The following is a 25995-nucleotide window of genomic DNA, read 5'->3' on the forward strand; positions in this document are numbered from 1 at the left end:
CCAGTCTAGCCGGGAATGCCGTGATGACCGGGATGCTGCAGTTAGGGCGCGGGAGCGGGGGGCGGCGGCGGTAGTTGGGGAAGCTGCGGCGGAACCAACCACGGCGGCAACACGCCCGGAGGCGGAGGCGGCGTGGTGGCCGGGGACGGCGACGGACCGGGCGCCTGAGTCGTCAATGTCGGGAACGTTGTGACGATGGTGTTGGTCGGCTCCGTCGTCGGTGCCGTCGTCGTGGGCGCTGTGGTCGTCGTCGGGCGCCTCGTAGTGGTCTGCACAGGCCGGGGCACGGTCGTCGTGGTGACGGTGGGCTTGGGTGCCCAGGTGTATCCGGGGGGCGGCTGCGGCGGCGCAGGTTCCGGCCGCGTGACGTCGTAGAGCCAACTGGCCCCGAACAAGGCGAGGATCAGCACCACCGTCGACGTCCTGATGCGAATCTTGTCGCGGAGTTTCTTGGCGCGGGACAGAACCTTTCCCCAGAACGGCTCCTGGCGGGACTCACTCATCTGAGCTCCTCCGCCGTAATGACCTGTTGAGGCTTGGTGTCAACACCTTCTTGACGTTTGGCTTCGTCGCGCTTGCCGTCACGTTTCAGTTCACCAGAGCTCGACGACGACATCGTGCGGACCACCGGGCGGCTGTCCCCCACCAGCGGGACACCGGCCTTAGCCAGGGCCGCGATCACCTTGGCGCGTAGCCGCCGTCCCACCTCGAACTGCTTGCCGGGCAAGGACCGTGCCACCATGCGCACGTTAACTCGGTCCACCTCGATGCTCTCCACACCCATCAGCGACGGGGCATCGAGCAGCAGCTGCGAGAGATCGCGGTCCACCAGCGCCTGCTGACAGACGTCGTACAGCACATCGTTGACCCGGGCCAGGTCGACACTCGTCGGCACCGGAATGTCCACGACCGCGCGCGCCCAGTCCTTGGAGAGGTTCACAGCCTTGACGATCAACCCGTTGGGAATGGTGATCACCTCACCATCGCCGGAACGCAACTTGGTGACCCGCAAGGTGACCTCCTCGACGGTCCCCCGCGACTCGGTGGTCTGCCCCTGCACATAGAGCTCCACCAGATCACCGAAACCGTATTGCTTTTCGGTGATGAGAAAGAACCCGCTCAACAGGTCCTGGACCACGCGCTGCGCGCCGAAACCGAGTGCACCACCCAGCACCGCGGCCGGACCCGCCAGCCCGCCAATCGAGATGCCCAACAGCCCGACGATGTGCACGGTGGTGATGACAACGACCAGCACCACGACGAACCAGGACACCACCGAAGCGAGTGCCTGCCGGTGCTTGCTGGCCTCGGAGCGCACCAGCGCGTCGCTTTGCGTGAAAGAGCGGTCCAGCCGGCGGGTGACTTTCTGGGCACCCCAATTGATGAAGCGAACGATCAGAATCGCACCGAGGATGGCGATGACGATCCGCAGGCCGTTGTCGAGCAGCCAATGCCCAATCTGACTGGCCCACAATGTGTCCCAGCGATCGGCTAGGCGGAGACCCTCCGCACTGAACTCGGCGGCTCTAATCATCGCGCCTGTTGCGCCACCGGATCCCCGCTTCGAGGAATCCATCGATATCCCCGTCGAGCACCGCCGCGGGATTACCCACCTCGTATTCGGTACGCAGGTCCTTGACCATCTGATAGGGCTGCAGCACATAGGAGCGCATCTGGGTTCCCCACGAGCTTCCGCCGTCGCCCTTGAGCGCATCCATTTCGGCGCGCTCCTCCTGTCGCTTGCGCTCCAACAGCCGTGCCTGAAGCACGCGCATCGCGGCGACCTTGTTCTGCAGCTGCGACTTCTCGTTCTGGCAGGTGACGACGATTCCCGTCGGAATGTGCGTGAGCCGTACCGCCGAGTCGGTGGTGTTCACCGACTGCCCGCCCGGCCCACTCGACCGGTAAACGTCAACGCGCAGATCACCTTCCGGGATCTCGATGTGATCGGTCGTTTCCACCACCGGGAGCACCTCGACATCGGCGAACGAGGTTTGGCGCCGGCTCTGGTTGTCAAACGGGCTGATCCGCACCAACCGGTGCGTGCCCTGCTCCACCGACAACGTGCCGTAGGCGAAGGGCGCGTGCACGGCGAAGGTGGCGCTCTTGATGCCCGCTTCTTCGGCGTAGGAGGTATCGAAGACCTCGACCGCATACTTATGCGCCTCGGCCCAGCGGATGTACATGCGCATGAGCATCTCGGCCCAGTCCGCGGCGTCGACGCCACCCGCACCGGACCGGATGGTGACCACGGCCTCGCGCTCGTCGTACTCGCCGGACAGCAGTGTGCGGACCTCCATGGCCTCGATGTCCTCGCGCAGCTTGACGCGGTCGGCGTCGGCCTCAGCGACAACGGAAGCGTCTTCGGATTCCTCCGCAAGCTCGTACAGCACGGGCAGGTCATCCAGGCGCTGCCGAAGCGCTTCGACACGCCGCAGCTCGCCCTGCGCATGGGAGAGCTGGCTCGTCACCTGCTGGGCACGCGCCTGGTCGTCCCAAAGATTGGGATCGGCAGCGTCCTCTCCGAGCTTCGCAATCCGAGCACGCAGACCGTCGACGTCGAGCACCCGCTCTACTGTGGTGAGAGTCGTGTCGAGGTCGGTGATGTCAGCTTGGCAGTCCAGATCCACAACAGTTCAGGCTACCGGGCTGATTGAGCGAAGCTTTCCCACCCGACGCCTACGCGTTGGCGCCCTGCCTGCCGTGGGTAATGGACGTGATGTGGTCTGCGCTGAATCTCAGCCGATTGCCGGCATCTGCGACCTGGGCTTCGGTGAGGCGAGCGGGTGTTCCCAACACGCTCAGCATCACCGCGACCTCGCCATCGCTGCCGAAGACGGGCGCACCCAGAAACCCGATCCGTCGCGGCGCACTGAAATCGATCGGCTCGCCCATCCGCGCCAACAGTGAGGCGAGCATCGATTGGATGGTGTCGAGCCTCTCGTCGACAGTGCCGCGCCGCGCCGTCTCGCCGAGTTGCAGGTAAAACTTGTCGACGCGGTCGCTTTGTACCGATGCGAAATAGCCTTGCTCGCGAATGCCCGCCAGCATGGCCTGCATCGCGTCCCACAGTTCGTCGGTGATCATCGGCGTCGCCCGTAGCAGCCAGCGCCGTACCTCACCATCGGACGCCCAGGCCATGAACACCAGACCGGCCGGCGCACTATGCCGAATCCGTTGCCCCACCTGATAACTGGCGCCGGCCGGCGATCGGCCATGCGATGCGATCACCGCAACGTCCTCGCCGGCGATCATCGATGCGGTGCACGCGGTACCGAACTGCGTCGCCAGGTTTCTCACCTCGGTATCCACCGCGTCGGCGATCTCATACCGCACGCGTGCCGCATGCCCGGTGATCAGCATGGACGGACCAATCGAATAGGTCTTGTGCCGCGGATGTCGCACGACGTACCCCGCCTCAGTTAACGCCTGAAGGATCGCGAGCGTCGACGCAGGATTCACCCCGACCGCCTCGGCGATCTCCGTCATCGACAACGGCAGAGTCGGCCGCCCGGCCAGATAATCGAGGATCTCGGTGGCACGCACAACGGCGGGTGCCGGCTTCGTCATTTTCGCCCCAATCCGACCGGCTGGCTGCTAATATGCGCTTGAATTCGATATATCGAATTCAAACAAGAAATACGATACCGGTCAACTAGCTACCCGGGGAGGTGATTCTCACATGCACTCCTTTGGTAAACAGCTAGCCGTCATACCAAATTCACGATACGGGCCATGGGCCGTCATCGCCGCCGGCGAGACCGAAACGGCGGCCGCATTCGCCCGACATATCGCGGCGAATGGCATCAACATCGTCCTTGCCGCGCACGGCGGAAGAGCTGACGCCTACACACTGACCATGACCGCCGGGATCAGTGTCCGCACCACATCCGCCGACGTCTTCAACGGCGAGCTCGCCGCGGCCACCGACGATATCGATGTGGGCCTGTTGGTCTGCATCACCGACGAGGACGCGGCCAGCAGCCGCTTCGGCAAATCAGACTTGAACCGAATGCGGACGTTGTACCTCGCCCACCGATTCGGCCAGCGCATCGCCGACCGCGGCAAGGGGGGCGTCGTCCTGGTGAAATCACTGGCGACACAAGGCGTCTCCCTTCACGCCCAACCGCGCAGCGCCGATTCGATGGTGACGACGGGTATCCGCGATGACCTGCGTCGACAGGGCGTCGAGGTGGCCCTGCTCGACGAGTACGCACTGCATCGGCCCGCGATGGATGCCGACGACCTCGCCCTGATGGCGCTGGCCCGCCTCGGCCGCCGACAACATCGTCATTGCGTCCATGACGTTGACGAGACGGACTTCCGCTCGGCGCGACGAGTCAACTAACGCGCGCTGATGTGCACCTGGCGTTCAGTTTCCCTTCCCTCCCTATCCAAACTGACGCACTGGTAAGTTCCTGACCGTGAGTCAGGATACGAACGCCGCCCCCAAGACCGAACTGCTTCACCCCACCCAGGACGACTTCGCCGAATTCGACGGCGAAACCCGTCGACTCCTCAAGACGACTGTCGCCTGGTTCGAGGACCGCGGAAAGACGCGGCTGCTCCAGGACTATGTCGACAAGGTCTTCTATCAGGACTTTCTTGACTTCGCGGCGCGCGAGAAGCTGTTCGCGACGTTTCTGACTCCCGCCGCCGACGGTGCCGGGCACGCCGATAAGCGCTGGGACACCGCCCGGGTGGCCAAGCTCTCGGAGATCCTCGGCTTCTACGGCCTGAACTACTGGTACCCGTGGCAGGTGACCGTGCTCGGCCTCGGCCCGGTGTGGCAGAGCGCCAACACCGACCCACGCAAGCGCGCCGCCGACCTACTCGACGGCGGTGCCGTCGCGGCATTCGGCCTATCCGAGCAGGCCCACGGCGCCGACATCTACTCCAGCGACATGGTGCTCACCCCTCTCGAGGGTGGCGGATACAAGGCATCCGGCAGCAAGTACTACATCGGCAACGGCAACTGCGCCCGCATCGTCTCGGTCTTCGGCCGCGTCCAGGGCCGTGACGGGCTGGATCAATATGTCTTTTTCCTCGCCGACTGCGAGCACCCCACCTACCGGGTGATCAAGAACGTGGTGCCCTCGCAGATGTACGTCGCCGAGTTCGAGCTCAACGAGTACCCGGTGAGCGAGGATGACATCCTGCACGTTGGTGCCGATGCCTTCAGCGCGGCACTCAACACCGTCAACATCGGCAAGTTCAACCTGTGCTTCGGCGGGATCGGCCTGTCCACCCACGCCTTCTACGAATCAATCACTCACGCCCACAACAGAATTCTGTATGGCAGCCCAGTGACCAAGTTCGATCACGTACGCCGCGAGTTTGTCGACGCGTACGCCCGACTGTTGGCAATGAAACTGTTCAGCGAGCGCGCCGTGGACTACTTCCGCACCGCCAGCCCCGAGGATCGCCGCTATCTGCTGTTCAATCCCGTCACCAAGATGAAGGCCACCACCGAGGCCGAAAAGGTCTTGGCACTGTTGGCGGACGTCATGTCCGCCAAGGCCTTCGAGGCCGAGAGCTACACAACCGCCGCCCGCGTGGACGTGGCCGGACTGCCCAAGCTCGAAGGCACCGTGGCCGTCAACCTGGCGCTGATCCTCAAGTTCATGCCCGCCTATCTGCACGACGCGCAGGACCTTCCGGTACCCGCAGTTCAGCTTCAGGCCGCCGACGACGAGTTCCTGTTCCGCCAGGGACCGGCCAGCGGGCTGGGCAAGATCCGGTTCCATGATTGGCGCAAGCCGTTCGCAGCCAACGCCGACATCCCGAACGTCGCGGCCTTCACCCAGCGCGCCGAGGCGTTGGCGACCCTAGTCGCGAACGAGCGGGACGCGATCAAGAGCGCTGGGCTGGACCTGCAACTGAGCATCGGCGAGCTGTTCACCCTGGTGGTCTACGGCGGTCTGATCTTGGAGCAGGCGCAGCTGCGTGGCACCGACTCCGCGCTGATCGACCAGATCTTCGAGTTCCTCAACCGGGACTTCTCGACGTACGCGGTCGATCTGCTGGGTAAGCGGGAAGCCACCGCGACGCAGCGGCAGTGGGCCAAGGACGTGATTTCAGAACCGGTATTCAATTCCGAACGGTTCGACGAGATTTGGAATCGGGTCGAAGCGCTGTCTGGCGCGTACGAAATGCAGGCCTAGTCCGCACGTCTACCGGCGCACCCTCGGCCTCATCGCTAGCATCGGTGGGGTAACCCGTCCGGACAGGACCGCGGCCAGCCCCCTGTCGGCCAGCCCATAGCCGACGACAGCCGCTGCCCTGGCGGGCAGATAAGGATGTACGAGGGTGCGCGCCGTTCACGTCGCCATCGTCGGTGCGGGCCCCTCGGGGTTCTTTGCCGCCGGATCACTGCTCAAGCACGCCGATTTCGACGTCCACGTGGACATGCTCGAAATGCTGCCCACCCCTTGGGGATTGGTTCGGTCAGGAGTGGCACCCGATCACCCCAAGATCAAGTCGGTCAGCGCGGTGTTCGAGAAGACGGCGACGCACCCACGCTTCCGGTTCTTCGGCAACATCGAAGTGGGCGTGCAGATCACCGCCGAGGAGTTGGCCGCCCGCTACGACGCGGTGATCTACGCGGTGGGCGCTCAGTCCGACAAGCCGCTGGGCATCCCGGGAGATCAGCTGCCCGGCTGCGTGGCCGCCGTCGACGTGGTGGGCTGGTACAACGCCAATCCGACGTATCAGAGCGTGACGGTGGACCTCTCGGGGGAACGCGCCGTGGTGGTCGGAAACGGGAACGTGGCGCTGGACGTGGCGCGCATCCTAGGCATGGACCCGGAATCGCTGCACACCACCGATATCGCCGATCGTGCGCTGGATTCCTTGGACCACAACGCCATACGCGAGGTGGTGATCATCGGGCGGCGCGGTCCGCTGCAGGCCACCTTCACGCCGCTGGAACTGCGCGAGATGGGTGAGCTGCCCGGCGTGGACGTCATCGTCGACCCTTCAGATCTAGAGGGCATCACCGATGAGCAGCTTGCGGCAGCACCCAAGGCCACCCGCACTAACATCGACACACTGCGCAAGTACGCCCAGCGAGAGCCCACAGCGGGGAATCGTCGCGTGGTGTTCCGGTTCCGCACCTCCCCCATCGAGCTGCACGGCGATGGTGAAGTGGAATCAATCACGGTGGGCCGCAACGAGTTGGTCGACGAGGACGGATACACCGTCGCCCGCGACACCGGTGAGCGTGAAACGCTGCCCACCCACCTGGTCGTGCGCGCGATCGGCTATCGCGGGGTTCCCGTGCCCGGGCTGCCCTTCGACTCCCGGCGCGGCGTCATCGTCAACGGCGCCGGCCGCATCGAGGACCGCAACAACGAGTACGTGGTTGGCTGGATCAAGCGAGGCCCCGTCGGCGTCATCGGAACCAACAAGAGCGACTCGCAGGAGACCGTCGACACCCTGCTCGCCGACCTGGCGACCGCCGAGCTGGGCGCCGCACCCGATGTCGCAGCACTCGAGGTGTGGCTGTTGGGCCATGAACCACACATCGTGTCGCAATCCGATTGGCTGACCATCGATTCACACGAGCGCGCCAACGGTGAACCGCAGGGCCGCCCCCGCGTGAAGCTTGAGACGGTGCCCGAGCTGCTTGCCGCGACCGGGAGGCACGGCGAGGCATGACCGTCCACATCGTGGTGTCACAGGTCATGCCCGCCAACTGTCAGCGGACGTTCGACCTGCTCCACGATTACGACCGACGGCTGCAGTGGGACACCCTGCTGCGCCGCGCATACGTGGAAGGCGGGGACGTCGAAGTGGGCACAGTCGCCGTCTGCACCGCGCGCTGGATCCTGGGCGGGTACTCCTTCCGCACCCGGTACGTCACCTTCAAGCCGCCGCATCTCGCCGCGATCAAGCTGGAATCGGCACCGCCCTTCTTCACCAAGTGGGCGGCATCGCTGCGTCATGAACCGATCGACAGCGATGACACCGACGTCACGGCCGAGCACCGCGAAGACATGTCGCTGGCGACATACACCATGACGTTCACGTGTCGGCCGGCGTTCATCGAACCGCTCGCCGAGCGAATGTTCAAGCGCGAGACCCAGAGTCGACTCAGAGCGCTGGCGGATTTCCTGCAGCGCGAGAATGGGTAGCGGCATCCGAGACGCCCTCGCCGAAAGTGCGTCCACGCAGACATTTCGTGCGGTTCCTCTGCCTGAGCGCACACTCGGCGAAAGCTCGCCGCCTACAGCGGCGGAGGCTCGTAGTACCGCGGCGGCGGCTCGTGCTTCTTGACCTGATCCTCGGTCACCGACGGACCCTCAACCGGACCCGGCGGTGGAGCAGGCGGCATTGAAGGCGGCGGAGGCGGCGGCGCCGGATCAATGTTCTCGATCGACGGCGGCCCGCTCGGGTACTGCTGCGGGACGGGGCCGGGCGGCGGCGCCAGCAAGATGTCCCAGCGGTCGGGATTCTTCGGCGGGTACAGCACCGGAATAAGGTCGCCGACGCGCGGCCAGTCGTTGACATCACGCACGATCTGCCGATAGGTGATGTATTCGGCGACCGTTGGTCCGGTGAGTGCCCCGGTGATCGTCACCAGCTGACCGCCGGCCACACCTTCAGGACGCGGACTGACCCCGGTCACCAACAGGGTTCCTTCCACCGCATTCATGCCGGGCTGCGGCCGTCGACCGCGTCGCATCTGCATGATGACGAGAGCGACCGAGCCGCCGATGAGCAGTAGCGCCAAGAATTCCCACACACTGCCATGGTAGGACTGCACACATGACGCCCACCGTGTCCTTGCGCGAAGATCGTCGACTGGCACTCGAATTGGCTGATGCAGCCGATGAAATCACCATGTCACGGTTCGGCGCGCTCGACCTTCGAGTGGACACCAAACCCGACCTGACGCCAGTCACCGATGCGGATACCTCGGTGGAGACCGTGCTGCGCTCGTTGTTGCACCGATCCCGTCCGGAGGACTCGGTGCTCGGCGAGGAGTACGGCGGGGATTTTGAAGGACACAGTCGCCGGGGCCGAAGCTGGGTGATCGACCCCATTGACGGCACCAAGAACTTCGCGCGCGGCGTCCCGATCTGGGCCACCCTCATCGCGCTGCTGGTGGACGGCGTCCCCGTCGTCGGCGTGATCAGCGCTCCGGGGCTGTCCCGGCGCTGGTGGGCGGCCGAGGGACTCGGCGCGTACAGCCGGGTCGGGTCTGGTGAAGATCGCGAGATACACGTCTCTGGCGTCGACCAGTTGACGTCGGCGAGTCTGTCGTTCTCCAGCCTGTCGGGCTGGGCCGACCGCGGCATGCGCGACCAGTTCATTGATCTGACGGACGAGGTGTGGCGGGTCCGCGGTTTCGGCGACTTCTATTCGTACTGCTTGGTGGCCGAGGGCGCGGTCGATATCGCCGCCGAACCCGAGGTCTCGCTATGGGACCTGGCGCCACTGGACATCCTGATCCGCGAGGCCGGCGGACGGTTCACGAGTCTGGCTGGCGAGCCCGGCCCGCACGGCGGCAGCGCCGTCGCAACCAACGGGTTGCTACACGATGAGGTGCTGAAGGCCCTTTCTTAAGCACTGCCCCCGGCGCTTCCGTGCCGAGTGTGAGCGCCAGTGCGCCCATTTCGCCGAGTGTGCGCAGCAGCGTTCACACTCGGCGGCGGGTTGAGGATGTGACGTACACCTCGTTTTATGCGGATCTTACCGCTTAGTAAGATACGGTTTCTTACTTGGGAGTAAGGTATCGCTGAACTCCCCTTTGGAGAACCCTCAGACCCCAGAAACGGCTGGTGACATGACCAACACGTTGACCCCGAGTCACGAACACAAGGCCAAGAGCAAGAGCCTGGCCAAGCACGAGACCGGTGTCGGTCTGCAGAAGCACAAGCGCGGCGCGATCGACATCTTGATCGCGGTACTGACCCCCATCGCGGGCTCGGAGCTGCTGGACAAGTACAACCTGCGCGGAGCGTTCAACAAGGGCCTGTTCGAGAGCACCAAGGGCCTGTTCGCCACCCTCGGCGTTGCCAACCGCACCTTCAAGAAGGTCAGCGGCAACAAGAGCGGCCCGAAGCGTCTAGACAAGGCGAACGCAGACTTCTTCGACCTCACCCCCGAGGACGAGCAGAAGATGATCGCGGACACCGTGATGGAGTTCGCCGTTGAGGTCATCCGCCCGGTCGCCTACGAATCGGACAAGAACAAGACCTACCCCGCCGACCTGCTGAGCAAGGTTGCCGAGCTGGGCGTCACCGCCATCAACATTCCCGAGGACTTCGACGGCATCGCCTCGCAGCGCTCGACTGTCACCAACTCCCTTGTTGCCGAGGCACTTTCGTACGGTGACATGGGTCTGGCGCTGCCGATCCTGGCGCCCTCGGGCGTTGCTTCGGCGTTGACCAACTGGGGCAGCGCAGGCCAGCAGGCCACGTACCTCAAGGAGTTCGCGGGCGAGAATGTGCCGCAGGCGTCGGTAGTCATCGCCGAGCCGCAGGCGCTGTTCGATCCGTTCAGCCTCAAGACCACCGCCACTCGCACCCCCAGCGGTTTCCGGCTCAACGGCACCAAGTCGCTGGTCCCGGCCGCCGCACAGGCCGAGCTGTTCATCGTGGCCGCCAACTACAACGGTCGCCCCTCGCTGTTCATCGTCGAGTCCGGCACCGAAGGCATCACCGTCGAGGAAGACCCGAGCATGGGCATCCGCGGCGCGGCCCTGGGCCGGCTGAACCTGACCAACGTCGCGGTTCCTGCCGGCAACCTGCTCGGTGAGGACGGCGCCGCGGAGTCCGACTACTCCGAGGCTGTCGCACTGGCCCGCCTGGGTTGGGCATCGCTGGCGGTCGGCACCGGCCAGGCCGTGCTCGACTACGTGATCCCCTACGTGAAGCAGCGCGAGGCATTCGGTGAGCCCATCGCCCGCCGCCAGGCCGTTGCCTTCATGTGCGCCAACATCGCTATCGAGCTCGACGGTCTGCGCCTGGTCACCCTGCGCGGCGCCTCGCGTGCCGAGCAGGGCCTGCCGTTCATCCGCGAAGCCGCACTGGCCCGCAAGCTCGCCTCCGACAAGGGCATGCAGATCGGCCTCGACGGCGTGCAGCTGCTCGGTGGCCACGGCTTCACCAAGGAGCACCCGGTGGAGCGCTGGTACCGGAACCTGCGCGCGATCGGTGTCGCCGAAGGCGTCGTGATTCTGTAGCGCAGCCCTTCCTCTAGTCTTCCTCTACTAACCGAAAGTCTTTTCATGGCAATCAATTTGGAACTCCCCAAGAAGTTGCAAGCCGTTCAGGAGAAGGGGCATCAGGGCGCTGCCGAGCTGGTGCGACCCATTTCCCGCAAGTACGACCTGGCCGAGCACGCCTACCCCGTCGAGCTGGAAACGCTGGAGACGCTGTTCGCCGGCGTCAGCGCGGCCGGCACCTTCGCCTTCGCCGGCGCCGAGGCCTTCCGCGCCGAGGAGAACTCCCAGAAGCAGAACGTCAACGGCGCCAACATGTCCGCGCTGCTGAATGCCCTCGAAATGAGCTGGGGCGACTGCGGCCTGCTGCTGACGATTCCTTACCAGGGCCTGGGCAACGCCGCCGTATCGAGCGTCACCAGCAAGGAGGATGCCGACAAGTTCGGCAAGGTGTGGGCCGCCATGGCCATTACCGAGCCCGGTTTCGGTTCGGACTCGGCCGCCGTGACCACCACCGCCAAGCTCGACGGTGACGAGTACGTCATCAACGGCGAGAAGATCTTCGTCACCGCCGGTTCCCGTGCCACCCACATCGTGGTGTGGGCGACGCTGGACAAGACCAAGGGCCGCCCCGCCATCAAGTCCTTCCTGGTGCCGCGTGAGCACCCGGGCGTGACGGTCGAGCGCTTGGAAGAGAAGCTCGGCATCAAGGCTTCCGACACCGCGGTCATTCGGTTCGAAAACTGCCGCATCCCCAAGGATTACATCCTCAGCGATCCGGAGATCAACACCGAAAAGGGCTTCGGCGGTGTGATGAGCACCTTCGACAACACCCGTCCGATCGTGGCCGCCATGGCCGTGGGTGTCTCGCGCGCCTCGCTGGAGGAGCTGCGCAAGATCCTCGAAGACGCGGGCATCGAGATCTCCTATGACAAGCCTGCGCACGCTCAGCACGCCGCGGCCGCCGAGTTCATCCGCATGGAAGCCGACTGGGAGGCGTCGTACCTGCTGACGCTGCGCAGCGCCTGGCAGGCCGATAACAACGTGCCCAACTCGATGGAAGCGTCGATGGCCAAGGCCAAGGCCGGCCGGGTGGGTAGCGATATCACCCTCAAGGCCGTCGAAATGGCCGGCACCACCGGCTATTCCGAGCGCACTCTGCTGGAGAAGTGGGGCCGCGATTCGAAGATCCTGGACATCTTCGAGGGCACACAGCAGATCCAGCAACTGGTGGTGGCCCGCCGCCTGCTGGGGCTAAGCTCCGCAGAACTCAAGTGATGCGGTAATCAAGTTCTATTGCGGCCCTTCCGGGACTACCCCGGAGGGGCCGCAATGTTTTGTGCCTCAGGCGATGCGGACCCCGCGGGGCAATGCGTCGACCGGCACACGCAATCGGCGGATGGCCACCGCCAGCCCGATCGTGCCGAGGACGACGTTGACGGCGAGACCGAAATACCAGGTGTGGCCCACGAAGCGGCTCTGCTCGGCACGCTCTTCATCCCAGTCGCGACGAGGCTCGGAACACATGATGTCCCTGGCCTCATCGGGTCCTGAACGCAACTCGGAGACTGTCCGGGCCAGGGACAGCAACACGGTGTCGTACGCGCCGTACACGATGACGTCATCGTGCGCTATCGGTTTGGCGGTGAGCGCCGGGTCTGTCTGCGATACCGCATCGGCGGTGATGACGAAGGGGTTTGGCGCCGTCAGCCACCAGATGCGTTCGGTGTGAGTGACTTCGATCTCGCGGAGCTTCTCCGTACAGTTGCCCCGTACCTCCCCGTAGTGATCCCAATTCGGTCGCAAGACCGTAGGCGTCTCCAGGACGAACGGGGTAAGCATGCCCATGATCGCCGGCAGACCGAGGATCAAGAAGAACACCGTCAGCTGCGTCATGACCGCGGAACTCACCGGGCGGGCGGACAATGCCGAAAACCCTAGTCCGATACCGCAATAGCACAGGAAGAGCAGCGCCGAGACGGCGATCCCCAGCAGTGAGGTGCCGATCGAGTAGGGCGCAACTGCGGCCGCCCAGAGGAGATAGGGCGCCGACACTCCGAGAAGGGCCAGTGAGGCAACCCAGCCCCCTAGCAGCTTCCCCATGGCCAATTGCATGGCGGTGATCGGCGTCGCCTGCACCACCGCCAAGGTCGCATCCTTGCGATCGCCATTGATCGATGTCGCCGTCATGCTCGGTGCGACCACGAGCCCGAGCAGCAACACGAATCCGCCGACAATCGCGTAGAAGTCCCGTTCCCAACCGGCAATCGATCCGTCACCTGCCGCTGCTGCGACATATCGCGAACCGAAGACCAACAGCGTGATGACGAGGAAGGCGGCACCGAGAGTTAGTCGCCACCGCGTGGTCCGGATGCGTTGGCGCAGTTCCAATCCGACAATGACTCCGACGGGCCGCCACCACGTCATCATGTGCGGTCCGCCTCAAGCGCAAAGTAGGAATCTTCTAACGCGTTCGTCGCCCGCGTGAACTCGAGCACTCGTGTCCCGGAACCCACTGTGCGCGCCAGGTATCCGGCGGCCTCGTCGTCATCGGCGAAGGTCAGATAGGTCGAGCCGCCCGCCGCCTGACCGAGAAGACGGACCCGCCAGGTGGTCCCGGCCGCGGCCGGCGGCGGTGCGGTATGACCCGCACTCATCATCACGACTTCGTCCACCATCTCCCCCAACTCGGTGAGGATGTGTGACGACACCAGCACCGCACAACCCGAATCTGCCAGCGCCCGAAGCGAATCCCGGAGTTCAAAACGGGACCGGGGGTCCATGCCCGAAGCGGGCTCATCGAGCAGCAGCACGCGCGGCTCGTGCACCAAAGCACGCGCGAAACCCAGCCGCTGCTTCTGTCCTCGCGATAGCTCCTGAGCGGGACGATCGGCGAACTCTGACAGGTGCACACCGGCAAGCAGCTTCGCCGCACGTTGCCGCGCCTCAGCCACCCCGCTGCCATAGAGGCGCGCGAAAGCAATCAAGATCTCCGCAGCGGTCAGGGATTCCCACGTGCCGAAGGCATCGGGCATCCACCCCACCTGTTCGCGGAGCCGCACGGGGTCCACCGCCTCACCATCCATTCGGATGGTGCCGCCAGAGGGCTGTAGCAGACCCGCCAGCATGAGCAACAAGGTTGTCTTCCCGGCGCCATTCGGGCCCACCAGGCCGGTGATTTGCCCTGGCGAGAGGGTGATGTCGGCCCCCGCCACCGCAACGTGGCGCTTGAAAGTCCGCGTGAGCCCTTCCGCAACCAGAGTCATGCTCGCCGATGTTAGCTGATGGCCGTCCACCGCTCAGGTATCTGGAATGCTCAGCTTCGGATAGGCTGCGCTGATCCAATCAGGACAAATAGCTTTGCTTCACTTCTGGAGGACTTTATGGCGTGGGTTCGGTCAGGTCTGCTCGCTCGGCTTGCCCTGGCGAGCTGTGCCCTCACGACACTTGGGATCGGCGCTCCCGTTGCCAGCGCGGACGAGTCGACCTGCGCTGCGATCGACCAGATGTCCAAGGCTGTCGACGATCCGGCCAACAACGGCCCCATCGTCACCGAGGCGCTGATGTACCTGCGCGCCGACAATCCCGCCTACTCCGGCCTGGACCGCCAATATGAGGCCATCGGCCAAGCCCGCGACATGTGGGGCCGCGCCAACGACGGCGTGCGCGCCCACCTTGACGGTGTCACCGAGCCCGGCGCCCGGGCGCAGCTCACCGCGTACGCCGACGGACTCAGCGGCGCCTACGACCTCGCGGGTACCTGGTTGGCGGCCTCCCCCGAGGTCCGCGCCTCCCCCGAGATCGTCGATCGCGGCGCCGCTGTCGGTGGCCTGCTGTTTGACGGAGTCAACAACTTCCACGTCCTGGCCAACATCTGCAACGGGGGCGCGCGCTAAGCGTGCGCCTCGACCCCGCCGATGCGCGCAGCCGCTTCCTGGCGGCGGCGGTCGCGCGGTTGGCGACGGTGGATGAATCCGGTGTGCCGCATCTGGTTCCGGTGACCTTCGCCATCGCGGACGACGTGATCTGCTGGGCGGTTGATCACAAGCCGAAGTCGAGCAACGACTTACAGCGCCTACGCAACATCACCGCGAATCCGACAGTCAGCTTCCTGGCGGACCACTATGACGACGACTGGGCCACCCTGTGGTGGGCCCGCGCCGACGGCACGGCACATGTGCTGGACACCCCCGACGCCGCGTGGATAACCCTGCTGGCCAACAAGTATCGGCAATACCGGCAGACACCGCCCACCGGCCCGATGGTCGTGACCGAGATCACCCGCTGGAGCGGATGGGCGGCCTCCCCTACTCGGGCTTGATGCCGTCGCGTTCGCAGTCCGCGAGCAGCAGCCGTTTGATGACCTTGCCCGTGGACGTGCGCGGCAAGGTGTCCACGAAGTACACGTCGCGGGGCACATGGAACTTGCTGAGCCGATTCTTGATGAAGGCGCGCACCATGTCTCCGTCGAGAGTGGCGCCGGAGTGCAACACCACGAATGCGGTCAGCCGCTGACCGAAATTGTCGTCGGACGCCCCGACAACGGCAACGTCCGCAACCTGCGGCAGGAAGGACAACGCATCCTCCACTGGTCGCGGGAACACATTCTCTCCGCCGGAAATGATCATCTCGTCATCTCGGCCATCGATGTACAGGCGTCCGTCGGCATCCAAATGGCCCAGGTCGCCGGTATCGAGCAGACCGTTCACCGACGCCGGCGACGGGTCGGCCACATACCCGTCGAACAACATTTCATTGCCGACGAAGATCCGCCCCGTCACGCCGCGCGGCACCGGACGCCTGTCGGCGTCGAGGATCGCAATGGTGGTGCCCAGCGGGGGGCGCCCCACGGTGGTCGGGGCGATCTTGAGATCCTCGGGATCGGCGATGGTGGCCCAAGACACTTCGGTTGATCCGTAGAAGTTGTAGAGAACCTCGCCAAATGCTTCGGTAAAACGTTGCACCAGTGAGGCATTCAGCGGCGAACCACTGCATGCCACCAGGCGCAAGCTGGATGTGTCGTACTTCTGCCGCACCGTGAGCGGCAGATCCGCAATGCGCTGCAACATGACCGGGACGGCGATCAGCGTGGTCACTTTGCGGGTGGCTATCGCACGCAGGCATTCCTCCGGATCAAACTTCTCCTGCAGAATCACCGTCGCGCGCAGCGGTGTGCTGATCTGCAGACAGCCCAGGCCCCACGAGTGGAAGATCGGCGCGGAGATGAGCATTGTCTCGTCCATCTTCATCGGCATCCGCGACAGCATCGCCGCGATGACGGCGAACCCGCGCGGTGTCGGCCGCAACGCTCCCTTGGGTGTCCCGGAGGTGCCGGAGGTTTGCACCACCTGATGGCCGGAGCGGGTCGGCGGCAACACTCCCGGATTGTCGGATACCAAGAAGTCATCCAGCCCGCGACGCCCGTTGATGGCACTGCGCCGACCGGTGCTGATGAGTTCAACCTCCCACGGCACATACCTCACGAGCTCGTCAAGATCGTCGTCGACGAGCACCTTGGCGAGATTGTTACGCGCTACAGCAATCTGTATCTGAGTGGCTGCCAGCGCGTTGTTGAGCAGCATCACGTCCACCCCGAGCATGCCCAAGGCAATCAGGCACTCGACCATGGCAATGTTGTTGCGAGCCAGCAGGCCAATCTTGGACGTCTCATTGATGCCATCACGCATGAGGCCGGTGGCCAGTCCCTCGGCGCGCCGATCGAGTTGCTCGAAGGTCAGCTGGCCGGCGTCATCCGCGACCGCGAGCTGCTTGGGGGCGCGCGCGGCGGCGGCCGCATATCCGCCCTGAAGAGTGAATCCCCACCGCGCCAGTGAACCGAGCTGGCGAAGTCCGCGATCGGGGCGCGGAATACGTACCACGCCGACGCCGACCATCAGACGCGCGATGCTGACTTGAAGATTTCCTTTATCACCCATGCTGGAGACGGTGGAAGTAGGCGCGCCGGACAGATAGTCATCAATTTTGTCCAGACCGTCCATCAACCATTGGTTGACGGCGACGCTTGGCTTCTTGATGCCGCCCGGCAGAACCGATCCGGCCCGCAACACCGTGATACGAACCCGGGTCTGCGCAGATCGCTCCTCGAAGAGTCGGACAGAAATCAGGCCGTCGTTGTCGACACCCTCGATGGCGAGGCTCTCTTTGGAGTTGCTGAGGATGAGCCGAACGCGGGCCTTCACCTTCGCGGACAGCACCAGGTACTCGGGGTCCGGCCCCGCCTCGGTGCTCTCGATCAAGGTCTCACAGGAACCGACCCCAGTAAAGAACATGGGGTACATGTCGGGTGAGCTGATCAGCTCCCACACGAGCCCGCGTGGGTGCCTGAGCAACTTGTCGCAACTAATTACATCAGCGACCATATCCATCGTCCTACCTGCGGTTTTCGGCCATGCACCGCGAGAGCGTACCCGATGACGCGAATCACTGCCCAATAACTGTTGTTGCTCTTGTCACAGACGTGACCAGATTGCTGAAGGCCGCATCGAGCGCGTCGCGGGCAACGACGACGAGGCTCTCCCCGACCGGCAAACCATCGACAGCGAACCGCGGCGGTACCGCAGGATTCACTCACCCGCATCCGGTATCGCACTACTAGCTACTGCTAGGTACAAGGCGGTGCCGACTCGCGACGAAGGACGTCCGATTCCGATGAAGCCGACAGGGGATGCGAGTTACTTCGTGAAATGTTGCGACACAAGGAGTTTCCGAACATAGACATCGTCGCCGGCCACAACAACCAAGTGGCCCAACGCGATTGCGCCAGCGGGTCTGTCCCTAGATGTGCGGAGCCTCGCGAATCTTGCTGCTGTCGTTCCCGAGGGTCTTGCAGTACATCGTGGCCGAGGTGCGGGTCGCGGAGATCTCCAGGTTCGACGCGTCACGTCCCCGTTGATCCTTGAGCATCTTGCTCACCGCGTCATTCTGCTTCTGCTCCTCGGCGGCGAGGAAGTCCTTGCATTTCGTGTCGCCGCCCTGATTGATGACACCCGAGCAGCCCGTGAGCAGGGCGACTGCCACGAAACCGGTTCCGGCCAACACCTTCAGAGCAGTCATGTCGTGACAGTAGCTCATGGGCGAGCCGGCTCCGGCAGGATGTACGTTGAGTCGGAGATAGGGAGGGTCATGTTCCATCTATTCAACGAAGGCACCCGGCAGGTCATCGTGATCGCGCAGGAAGAAGCGGGTGAACGGAAACACAACTACCTCGGCGCCGAACACCTCTTACTGGGCCTGCTCGGCGAGGGGGCCGGGCTGGGTGCTCGAACCCTGGCGGCAGCCGGAATTAGGCCCGACAACGCGGCGCGGGTGGTTCAGCAGGTCGCACCGGCCAGCCAGGAGCCGCCAACGGAGAAGATGCCGTTCACTCCCGGCGCTCAGCGGACACTCGAGCTGGCGATGGCCGCCTCAACGAGCCGTCGGCACAAGGAAATCTGCACCGGACACATGCTGCTGGGTCTGATCGACGCGGCGGACCCCACCGTCATCCAGATCTGGGAGAAGCTCGACGTCGACGTACTAGACCTCTGGGATAGCGTCCGAGCCCATCTCGACGAGAACCTCGGCGACTAGGCGTACACGGGTTGCGATTGCGCGGCGATGCTCTGCTCGCCGGCGCTCGCGGCCCGCCGCAATGCCCCATACTCCCCGATATAGCCGGCGATACTTCCTATCGCGGGCAGCATTCCGAGATAACGGAAGATCGGCTTAGGTTGTGGCCGCTTCTCCAGCTCGTTGCCGATTGCCCGCAGGATGCCGGCGAGATGCCACATGGTGCGGGCTAGCGCGAAGGGCGACCAATTCCGCGACGCCTCCGGCTCCTGATCGTCGGCACCGGCCAGCACGTCATCGCTGAGGGTGCGATTGCACAGCACCGTGGCAAGGAGGCGGACCTGGTCTTGGTCGTTGTCGATTCCGAGCTCGCGGGCGACGGCGCAGAGCACGATGGCCTGGTTGGAAAACCCCAGCAGATCCTGCACCGGCAGGCGTGCCGCTAGTGCACCGAAAATCCCTGGGAAAGCGACGAATACGGTGTTGACGGCTCCGACGCGCTGCACCCACCAGTGCGCTTTCCCGTGAGTATCCAGTTCCTCCCACGCCTGGGTGCCCGGGGTGGTGGCGGTGTTCAGCGCGCAGGCGAGCGCGTCGAGTGCTTTGTCGACAACCCCCTCGCCGTCCCCGAGGCTGTACGTGCGTTCCTTGAGGCCGAACGGGTCGGACTCGGCGAGCACGGTGAGTACCGGGTTGATAACCCGAACCGCGCGACTCAGCGCATCGGCAATATCGGCATCGGTAAGCACAGCATTCGGGAGCGCGATAAGACCCATGGGGTAATCATGGCGTGAGCAGACCCGGCGGGCCAGTCGGGTCGTCAGCGCCGCTTGGCGACGGTGAGCATGACGGCCGAGTCCGCCAGGGCCTGCAGCGAATGCCGGGCGTCGGGGATTTCGATCAGATCACCGGCACGACCGTCCCAATGCTCATCGCCGACCACCAACCGGACCGACCCCTGGATGACGTAGATGGTGGCCTCCCCCGGGTTCTCGTGCTCGCCGAGTTCGGCACCCTCACGCAGTGCAATCACCGTTTGGCGCAGTACTCGCTCGTGGCCACCCACGACGGTCTCCGCGGCGGTACGACTGTCGTGAACCCGCTCGAACAGCTGACGTATCAACGCGTCTATCGAGCGCTTTTGCATACCTGCCATTCCATGCCCCTGCTAGTGCGCCCGTCAACCCCTCCTGGTGGCCCTAACTAGTCGTCTTCGCGCAGCGTCCCGCGGTAGGTGCGCGCGGGCCGTCCCCCTTCCACCCATTCCGCATATTCCCGCTGGGCATACGGATACTGATCAGTCAGCTCGATGCCGGTCCGTCTCAGTAGGACGGCCCGCACCGATTCCACCGGCTTTAATGGCGTTTCCCGGAACGGAAGGTCGACCACCGGGGTGTTGTCATTCTCGCCGCCTTCGTACTTCGGGAGTGCGGCCCACGTGCCTTCGAACGCGGTCCGGTAGGTCTCGCCGACGTAGAACACGTATCGCATCACCGTGTGTACGTTCTGCTCGTCGCGCCAGACGTCGTGGTTGTCGTACAGCGAGAGCAGCTTGTCCTCAATGACGCGCAGACTCTCCTCGGTGTACATGATGTCGCGAACCTCGGGGCAATCATGAATCGGAAACTCGATCGCCATGATCGCCTGCTGCATCTCGATCCACGACCGAAACAGCTTGTTGCTCTGTGCCTTACGAAACGCCCGCGTCAGCTGAATCGGCACATAGTCATGACTCCCACCCATACCGCTACGCCTCCCCCTGCAATTGCCCCAACAGTAGACGCTGACTGCAGAAATTGAGGCGCACGATAGGCAAAACATGTTGCCGCAAAAGGGCAGTGGGCGATCCTGGTTGGACGTACATTCCTTTCATCACCATCTGATCTCTCCAGGAGGACGCGGGCAATGACGCTCACGGTCAGCTCTACATCCACCGACTGCGAAGGCTGACCCATGGCCCTCGCAGCAGCATCTCTGATTACCGGCCTCGCCACGGCAGTCGGGGCGACCGCATTCGGCGCCTCCCTGACCATCACTCCTCAGCCGCCGGAGAGGGTTCTGTACGTCGTTACCAGTGAGCGGCCCGTATCGCAGGTCAGCTGGCGAGACAGCCGCGGAATCCTGCGAGAACAGCACGACGCCAATACACAGAGCACGTGGTACTGGACATTCACGAGTACAGACGCCAACCCGCACTACTTCGTCAGCGCCCAGTCAGGCGGCGGCTCAGTGACCTGCCGCCTGATAGTCAACGACAAGGTCAAAGTCGAAAACAACGGCGCGGGCCCGAATTCAACCGCTACCTGCCAGGGATAATCGGCGCGAAACGCGCTGGCGCGGCGGCGATCCCGCCAGATTTCACGCTCTAGAAATAACGCAGGCCAGAGACGTGATGTCTCTGGCCTGCGTACCTAGTAGCGGGGACAGGATTTGAACCTGCGACCTCTGGGTTATGAGCCCAGCGAGCTACCGAGCTGCTCCACCCCGCGGTGGTGAACACAAGGTTACCGGGCGCGGTGCGTTGTCACCAAATCGATTACCTGGCCTGCGGTTACACCGCCACGAACGTGTCGAGCGAGTGTCGACTTTCCGGGCAGCTGGCTCGCATTTCTCCCGAAAAGTCGACACTCGGCCGACATCACTTGGCCTGTGTGTACTTCGTCATGGCATCGTCGAGGCCCTTGAGCGCCTGGCCGTACCGCGCGAAGTCGCCGCTCTTCTGAGCCTCCTTCACCTCGACGATGGACCGCTGCACGTCTTGCAGTGCGGCAGCCTTCGCCGGGGACAGCTGCTCCGTGGCCCCGGTGGGCACAGGTGGCACCTGAACACCCTGTGTCGGGGTCGGCGGGGCTCCTGGAGGCGGCGGCACCTGCCCGGCGACAGGCTTGGGCGCGGTGGCGACACTTCCGCCGCCGCCGGCCAGCGCATCCAGCGCGTCCTGGACCCTCGGCGCGTACGCCACCTTGGTCTCGGTCGCGGTCTTGTAGTTCATCACCACACGGATCAGGCGCGGATACGCCGATGACGTGGCAGCCTTGGGCGAGGCGTAGATCGGCTGCACGTACATGATCGCGCCGTTCCCGATGGGCAACGTCAGCAAGTTACCCAGCTCGACGTTGTTCTGGCCCCTGATGCGGCCCAGCTCCTCACTGAGCCTGGTGTCCGTATCCATCGCATTGCGCGCCACCCGGGGGCTTCCCGCCTCCCCCTCCATGGTCAGCACGGTCAGCTTTCCGTACGTCGCGGGATCGGAACTGGCCGTTACGAACGCCGCGAGCACGTTGTCGCGCCGGAACCGGTCCAGCGGACTGGTGAGCTGGAACGACGGCGAATCATCCTTGGCCTGAGGGTCTTTCGCAATGATGTAGTACGGCGGCTGCGGCGGTGGGCGCAGTTGCGGATCCTCGTTCGGATCGGCCGGAACCTCCCAGAACTCACTGGTGTTGAAGAATTTCACCGGGTTGTCGACGTGATAGCTCGCCAACAGACGGCGCTGGACCTTGAACAGATCCTCTGGGTAACGCAGGTGGTTTGCGAGATCCGGCGAGATATCGGTTTTGGGTTTCACCGAACCCGGGAAGACCTTCATCCAGGCCTTGAGCACCGGATCCTTCTCATCGAACTGGTACAAGTCCACGGTGCCGTCGTAGGCGTCGACAGTGGCCTTGACCGAGTTGCGGATGTAGGACACCTGCTTGTCCTGCAGGGCCCCCCTGGCCTTGACGACGTTCGCGTCAATCGTGGCGTCCGACAACGCCACCTCTTGCGAGTACGGGTAGTTGTCCAAGGTGGTGTAGCCATCCACGACCCACACCAACCGTCGGTCGACAACCGCCGGATATACCTTGCTGTCCGTGGTGAGCCACGGGGCGACCGCCTCTACCCGCTCAACCGGATCACGGTTGAACAAGATGCGGCTGTTGTCGCCGATCACGTTGGAGAACAAGAAGTTCCGCTCGGCGTATTTGAGGCCGAACACGGTGCGCGCCAAGAACCCGCCGACCCGCACACCACCGGTGCCCGCGTACGAGTAGTTCTTCGACTCAGTGTCGTATTCGCGGTCACCCGGACCGACAATCGCGTAATCCTTGGGAGCACTGGCGATAATCGGCCCGAAGTACACCCGGGGCTGATCCAGCGGCGCCGGCCCCTGCGGGGGAACGCCCACCGCGGACACCTGGAAATCGGGGTATCCGCCATTGGCGCCGGGGTCGTCGGCGACGCCCCGGGTGGTGTTGGCAGGCGCCGCGACAAATCCGTCGCCGTGGGTGTAGACGGTGTGCCTATTGATCCAATCCTGCTGATTGTCCTGCAATGCAGACGGATCGAGCTCGCGCGCGGCGACCACAAAGTCACGCAGGTTGCCCGTCGCGTCCTTGTAGCGATCGATCGCCAACTGCTCGGGGAAGTTATAGAAGTTCCGGCCCTGCTGCAGCTGCTTGAAGGCGCGTCCCACGATGTTCGGATCCAGCAGGCGGATGTTCGAAGTGGTGGCGTGGTCGGTCCGCACGTCGGTGGCCGTCACCGGATCCATACCGCTGTACGGCTTGTAGGTCACCACATCGCTGGTCAGACCGTACGCCTCACGGGTCGCCTTGATGCTGCGCGCGATGTAGTCGCTTTCCTTCTGTGCGGCATTGGGTTTGACGCTGAATTGCTCGACGATCAACGGCCACCCGGCACCGATTACCACCGAGGAGAACAGCAACAGCGCCAGGCCGATCGCGGGAATCCGCAGATCCTTCAACACGAGTGCCGAGAACACCGCCACCGCGCAGATCACGGCGATGGCCAGCAGGATGAGCTTGGCCGGCAGCACTGCATTGATGTCTGTGTAGCCGGCACCGGTGAACGGCTTGCCGGCCCGGGTATGCGAGAGCAGCTCATAGCGATCCAGCCAATACGCGGCGACCTTCAGCAGAACCAGGATTCCGACGAGCGCCACCAGTTGGATGCGTGCCGGGCGCGACAGTGTGCCGGTGCGTCCGGAGAGCCGGATACCACCAAAGATGTAGTGCACCAGCGCGTTGACGAACAGCGCGACAAAGACCGCGATGAACAGGTACGTCAATACAAATCGGTAGAACGGCAGATCGAACGCGAAGAAACCGAGATCCAACCCGAACTGCGGATCCTTGATCCCGAACTCGCCACCCTCCAGGAACAGCTGCACGGGCATCCAATAGCTTTGAGCCACAACACCGGTCAGTATCCCGACGAGAACCGGAACGCCGATGACGAAGAGCCGCACCCGCGACAAGATCAGGGCGCGGTATTGCGCGAGAGCGTCGCCGGGCCCTTTGGCGGGCACAAACACCGGCCGCGACCGATATGCCAGTCCGAGGCCCGCGAAAACCACTGCACCGACGAGGGTTCCGACGATGAGGAACAACGTCAGGCGTGTCAGCAGCGCGGTGGTGAAGACGCCGCGGAAGCCGAGCTCACCGAACCACAGCCAGTTGATATAGGTATCGACCAGGCGCGGCCCGATCAACAACAGCACCACAATCACCAACGCCGCGGCGACCAGTCGCCGGCTCCGTCGGGTCAATCGTGGCAGAGCCCCATTTGGCCGCATTCCCACGTCGCTACGCTCCTCGTCGAGTGTTTCTGAGCTTGTCGGAACCGCTCACTAACCGCTTCTTGTAACCCAGCCCACTGTAGCCGCAGAACAGTGGACGCAGTCCTGCATCGAACGTGGTGAGGCTCGCTAACAACTCGGGGCTTGACCACCGTGGTTGAGCGCATTGAGTCCGTCGACAGCTTCGGTCAAGGTGCCGACCTTGACAAGGGTCAGGCCCTGCCCGCCATCCGTCTTCGCCTCCGCGCAATTGGCCGCGGGTACCAGGAACACCGTCGCGCCAGCATCTTTGGCTGCCAGCATCTTGTGGGTGATCCCGCCGATGGGACCTACCTTGCCCTCGGCGTCGATGGTTCCCGTTCCGGCGACGAACTTTCCGCCATCGAGCTCCTCGGGCGTCAACTTGTCGATCACCGCGAGGCTGAACATCAGTCCGGCCGATGGCCCGCCGATATTGGCCAGGTTGAAATCGATGGTGAACGGCGCCCACGGCGCCTGCACCACGCCGACCCCCAGGAACCCGTAGTCACGATCGCCGTTCTTGCCGAGGGTGACCTTTACCGTTCCATTCGGGGCGTTCTTGCGCTTGTAATCGAGGGTCACCACGTCGCCCGGCTTGGTCAACTTGAGCTGACCGGTGAACTCGTCGAGTGTCGCGACCGGATGCCCGTTCACTGCGGTGATGGCGTCGTTTTCGTGCAGCTTTCCCTTGGAGGGTCCGTCCTCGGCGATGGTCAGTACGGTCACCGCGGTCGGGTATTTGAGGTAGCCCAACGCGGCGAATTCGGCGCTCTCCTCCGACTTCTTGAACTCGAGGTCGTTGTCCTTGTCCACCTGATCCTTGGAACGATCGGGCGGGTACACGACGTCGCGCGGGACCAGCTGCTCACGACCACTGGCCCACAGCCGCAGCGCGTCGGCCAGGGTCAGCCCGTCGCGCTGCGAGACCGTTGTCATGTTGAGGTGACCGGACACCGGATCGACCGGGGTGCCCTTGATATCGACGACCTCCTTGCCCTCGACCTGTCCGAGGGTGTTGAACGTCGGCCCCGGACCGAGCGATACGAACGGCACGGTGATCACCGCCATCAACAACCCGAAGGCGACGATAGGGATCAGAGCGACCAGCAACGTCGCTACGCGGCGATTCATGCCGCCACCCTATGGCAAGGCCACCGGTACTCTCGGCGGCGGAGGAACGATGACTGACCAGGCCCCCGTGCTGCTGTACGACGGCGTGTGCGCGCTATGCAACGGCGCGGTGAAGAAGATCCTTAGCTTCGACACGGTCGGGACCATGCGATTCGGGTCGCTCGAGAGCGAGTACGCCAAGCAGGTGATCGAGCGACACCCAGAACTCGTCGGCGTCGATTCCTTCGTGATCGTCGACCACCCAGGTGAGCCCGCGGAGCGAATTCACATCCGCTCCGACGCTGTGCTCCGCGTCATGGACTATCTGGGCGACACCAGACGAGCCTCGCTCATCCGGCGGCTGGTTCCCCGTCCGATCCGCGACGGTCTGTATCGGCTGGTCGCGCGCATCCGATACCGAGTGTTCGGCCAGTACGACACCTGCCCGGTGCCGCCGCCCGAGGTTCGCGCACGTTTCCTCGCCTAACTCACCACTGAGAAGGGTTTCACTGACAGCGTGATCGGGCTGCGCCCACCGGCGGTA

The 25995-nt window shown here is 64.1% G+C and carries 25 protein-coding genes, 1 tRNA gene and 1 pseudogene; 13 read left to right on the forward strand and 14 right to left on the reverse strand.

What is annotated here, in order from left to right:
• The first annotated feature begins 195 nt into the window (after nt 1–195).
• Nucleotides 196–375: a hypothetical protein gene (locus FZI91_RS23620; protein WP_203448828.1), complete on the forward strand. Its 180-nt coding sequence runs from the start codon at nt 196–198 to the stop codon at nt 373–375.
• A gap of 124 nt (nt 376–499) precedes the next feature.
• Here the strand turns inward: FZI91_RS23620 and FZI91_RS01960 are convergent, their stop codons facing one another.
• Genes FZI91_RS01960 through FZI91_RS01970 form a run of 3 tightly spaced genes read right to left on the reverse strand, consistent with a single transcriptional unit; the run spans nt 500 to nt 3570 of the window.
• Nucleotides 500–1534, reverse strand: a complete 1035-nt coding sequence (locus FZI91_RS01960) for a mechanosensitive ion channel family protein (protein ID WP_155937701.1) — start codon at nt 1532–1534, stop codon at nt 500–502.
• A complete protein-coding gene (gene prfB / locus FZI91_RS01965) occupies nt 1527–2630 on the reverse strand; it encodes a peptide chain release factor 2 (protein WP_162526124.1) in 1104 nt (367 codons plus the stop codon). The genes FZI91_RS01960 and prfB overlap by 8 nt, the downstream gene beginning before the upstream one ends.
• Nucleotides 2631–2679: 49 nt before the next feature.
• Nucleotides 2680–3570, reverse strand: a complete 891-nt coding sequence (locus tag FZI91_RS01970) for an IclR family transcriptional regulator (RefSeq protein ID WP_155937004.1) — start codon at nt 3568–3570, stop codon at nt 2680–2682.
• Between the two features lie 112 nt (nt 3571–3682).
• On the opposite strand from FZI91_RS01970, the gene FZI91_RS01975 reads away from it, so the two are divergent.
• The 4 genes from FZI91_RS01975 to FZI91_RS01990 all read left to right on the forward strand — a co-directional run bounded on the left by FZI91_RS01975 (nt 3683) and on the right by FZI91_RS01990 (nt 8135).
• Nucleotides 3683–4348, forward strand: coding sequence for a short-chain dehydrogenase (locus FZI91_RS01975; protein ID WP_155937005.1), 666 nt, complete (start codon nt 3683–3685; stop codon nt 4346–4348).
• 76 nt (nt 4349–4424) lie between these two features.
• Nucleotides 4425–6164 carry an acyl-CoA dehydrogenase gene (locus FZI91_RS01980; protein ID WP_162526125.1) on the forward strand — a complete coding sequence of 580 codons (1740 nt, stop codon included), beginning with the start codon at nt 4425–4427 and terminating at the stop codon, nt 6162–6164.
• Nucleotides 6165–6309: 145 nt separating this feature from the next.
• Nucleotides 6310–7659, forward strand: a complete 1350-nt coding sequence (locus tag FZI91_RS01985; RefSeq protein ID WP_162526126.1) for an FAD-dependent oxidoreductase — start codon at nt 6310–6312, stop codon at nt 7657–7659.
• The gene (locus tag FZI91_RS01990) at nt 7656–8135 is read left to right on the forward strand and encodes an SRPBCC family protein (RefSeq protein ID WP_155937007.1); all 480 of its coding nucleotides are present in this window, start codon (nt 7656–7658) and stop codon (nt 8133–8135) included. Before FZI91_RS01985 ends, FZI91_RS01990 begins: the two co-directional genes overlap by 4 nt.
• A 92-nt stretch (nt 8136–8227) precedes the next feature.
• On the opposite strand, the gene FZI91_RS01995 is transcribed toward FZI91_RS01990, so the two are convergent.
• The gene (locus FZI91_RS01995) at nt 8228–8746 is read right to left on the reverse strand and encodes a hypothetical protein (RefSeq protein WP_166548225.1); all 519 of its coding nucleotides are present in this window, start codon (nt 8744–8746) and stop codon (nt 8228–8230) included.
• A 23-nt stretch (nt 8747–8769) separates the two neighbouring features.
• Between FZI91_RS01995 and hisN the strand changes: the two genes are divergently transcribed.
• From hisN to FZI91_RS02010, 3 genes are all read left to right on the forward strand, one after another.
• The gene (gene hisN, locus FZI91_RS02000) at nt 8770–9570 is read left to right on the forward strand and encodes a histidinol-phosphatase (RefSeq protein ID WP_155937008.1); all 801 of its coding nucleotides are present in this window, start codon (nt 8770–8772) and stop codon (nt 9568–9570) included.
• A gap of 220 nt (nt 9571–9790) precedes the next feature.
• The gene (locus FZI91_RS02005; RefSeq protein WP_155937009.1) at nt 9791–11191 is read left to right on the forward strand and encodes an acyl-CoA dehydrogenase family protein; all 1401 of its coding nucleotides are present in this window, start codon (nt 9791–9793) and stop codon (nt 11189–11191) included.
• Nucleotides 11192–11236: 45 nt separating this feature from the next.
• Nucleotides 11237–12448, forward strand: coding sequence for an acyl-CoA dehydrogenase family protein (locus tag FZI91_RS02010; RefSeq protein WP_155937010.1), 1212 nt, complete (start codon nt 11237–11239; stop codon nt 12446–12448).
• Nucleotides 12449–12514: 66 nt separating this feature from the next.
• Here the strand turns inward: FZI91_RS02010 and FZI91_RS02015 are convergent, their stop codons facing one another.
• Both FZI91_RS02015 and FZI91_RS02020 read right to left on the reverse strand, forming a co-directional pair.
• Nucleotides 12515–13600: an ABC transporter permease gene (locus FZI91_RS02015; RefSeq protein ID WP_155937011.1), complete on the reverse strand. Its 1086-nt coding sequence runs from the start codon at nt 13598–13600 to the stop codon at nt 12515–12517.
• Complete coding sequence (locus FZI91_RS02020) at nt 13597–14436, reverse strand: ABC transporter ATP-binding protein (protein WP_155937012.1); 840 nt, start codon at nt 14434–14436, stop codon at nt 13597–13599. The genes FZI91_RS02015 and FZI91_RS02020 overlap by 4 nt, the downstream gene beginning before the upstream one ends.
• A 117-nt stretch (nt 14437–14553) precedes the next feature.
• Between FZI91_RS02020 and FZI91_RS02025 the strand changes: the two genes are divergently transcribed.
• A complete protein-coding gene (locus FZI91_RS02025; RefSeq protein ID WP_155937013.1) occupies nt 14554–15066 on the forward strand; it encodes a hypothetical protein in 513 nt (170 codons plus the stop codon).
• 2 nt (nt 15067–15068) lie between these two features.
• Complete coding sequence (locus FZI91_RS02030) at nt 15069–15491, forward strand: TIGR03668 family PPOX class F420-dependent oxidoreductase (RefSeq protein WP_162526128.1); 423 nt, start codon at nt 15069–15071, stop codon at nt 15489–15491.
• Here the strand turns inward: FZI91_RS02030 and FZI91_RS02035 are convergent.
• Nucleotides 15478–17550 carry an AMP-binding protein gene (locus tag FZI91_RS02035; RefSeq protein ID WP_162526129.1) on the reverse strand — a complete coding sequence of 691 codons (2073 nt, stop codon included), beginning with the start codon at nt 17548–17550 and terminating at the stop codon, nt 15478–15480. The two genes, FZI91_RS02030 and FZI91_RS02035, sit on opposite strands and share 14 nt — an antisense overlap.
• Nucleotides 17551–17965: 415 nt before the next feature.
• On the reverse strand, nt 17966–18262 hold the full coding sequence (locus FZI91_RS02040) for a hypothetical protein (protein WP_162526130.1): 297 nt from the start codon (nt 18260–18262) through the stop codon (nt 17966–17968).
• Between the two features lie 21 nt (nt 18263–18283).
• Here FZI91_RS02040 and FZI91_RS02045 point away from each other — a divergent pair, with 21 nt between their 5' ends.
• Nucleotides 18284–18760 (forward strand): Clp protease N-terminal domain-containing protein, encoded by a 477-nt coding sequence (locus tag FZI91_RS02045; protein WP_162526144.1) that lies wholly within the window; start codon nt 18284–18286, stop codon nt 18758–18760.
• Here FZI91_RS02045 and FZI91_RS02050 read toward each other — a convergent pair.
• From FZI91_RS02050 to FZI91_RS02060, 3 genes and pseudogenes are all read right to left on the reverse strand, one after another.
• A pseudogene (locus FZI91_RS02050) lies at nt 18757–19524 on the reverse strand (hypothetical protein); the annotation flags it as partial. The gene FZI91_RS02045 and the pseudogene FZI91_RS02050 sit on opposite strands and share 4 nt — an antisense overlap.
• 35 nt (nt 19525–19559) lie before the next feature.
• Nucleotides 19560–19886 (reverse strand): cupin domain-containing protein, encoded by a 327-nt coding sequence (locus FZI91_RS02055; protein WP_155937704.1) that lies wholly within the window; start codon nt 19884–19886, stop codon nt 19560–19562.
• A gap of 56 nt (nt 19887–19942) precedes the next feature.
• Nucleotides 19943–20482, reverse strand: a complete 540-nt coding sequence (locus FZI91_RS02060; protein ID WP_162526131.1) for a hypothetical protein — start codon at nt 20480–20482, stop codon at nt 19943–19945.
• 210 nt (nt 20483–20692) lie between these two features.
• On the opposite strand from FZI91_RS02060, the gene FZI91_RS02065 reads away from it, so the two are divergent.
• A complete protein-coding gene (locus FZI91_RS02065; RefSeq protein WP_155937018.1) occupies nt 20693–21055 on the forward strand; it encodes an MmpS family transport accessory protein in 363 nt (120 codons plus the stop codon).
• A gap of 99 nt (nt 21056–21154) precedes the next feature.
• On the opposite strand, the gene FZI91_RS02070 is transcribed toward FZI91_RS02065, so the two are convergent.
• From FZI91_RS02070 to FZI91_RS02080, 3 genes are all read right to left on the reverse strand, one after another.
• Nucleotides 21155–21228 (reverse strand) — tRNA-Met (locus FZI91_RS02070).
• A 149-nt stretch (nt 21229–21377) separates the two neighbouring features.
• Nucleotides 21378–24323, reverse strand: a complete 2946-nt coding sequence (locus tag FZI91_RS02075; protein ID WP_162526132.1) for a UPF0182 family protein — start codon at nt 24321–24323, stop codon at nt 21378–21380.
• Nucleotides 24324–24449: 126 nt separating this feature from the next.
• Nucleotides 24450–25472: a PDZ domain-containing protein gene (locus FZI91_RS02080; RefSeq protein ID WP_155937019.1), complete on the reverse strand. Its 1023-nt coding sequence runs from the start codon at nt 25470–25472 to the stop codon at nt 24450–24452.
• 49 nt (nt 25473–25521) lie between these two features.
• Here FZI91_RS02080 and FZI91_RS02085 point away from each other — a divergent pair, with 49 nt between their 5' ends.
• Nucleotides 25522–25938: a thiol-disulfide oxidoreductase DCC family protein gene (locus FZI91_RS02085; RefSeq protein WP_155937707.1), complete on the forward strand. Its 417-nt coding sequence runs from the start codon at nt 25522–25524 to the stop codon at nt 25936–25938.
• The last annotated feature ends 57 nt before the right edge of the window (nt 25939–25995 follow it).

Origin of the sequence: Mycobacteroides sp. CBMA 271, assembly GCF_009729205.1 — a bacterium.
Classification (GTDB): Bacteria; Actinomycetota; Actinomycetes; order Mycobacteriales; family Mycobacteriaceae; genus Mycobacterium.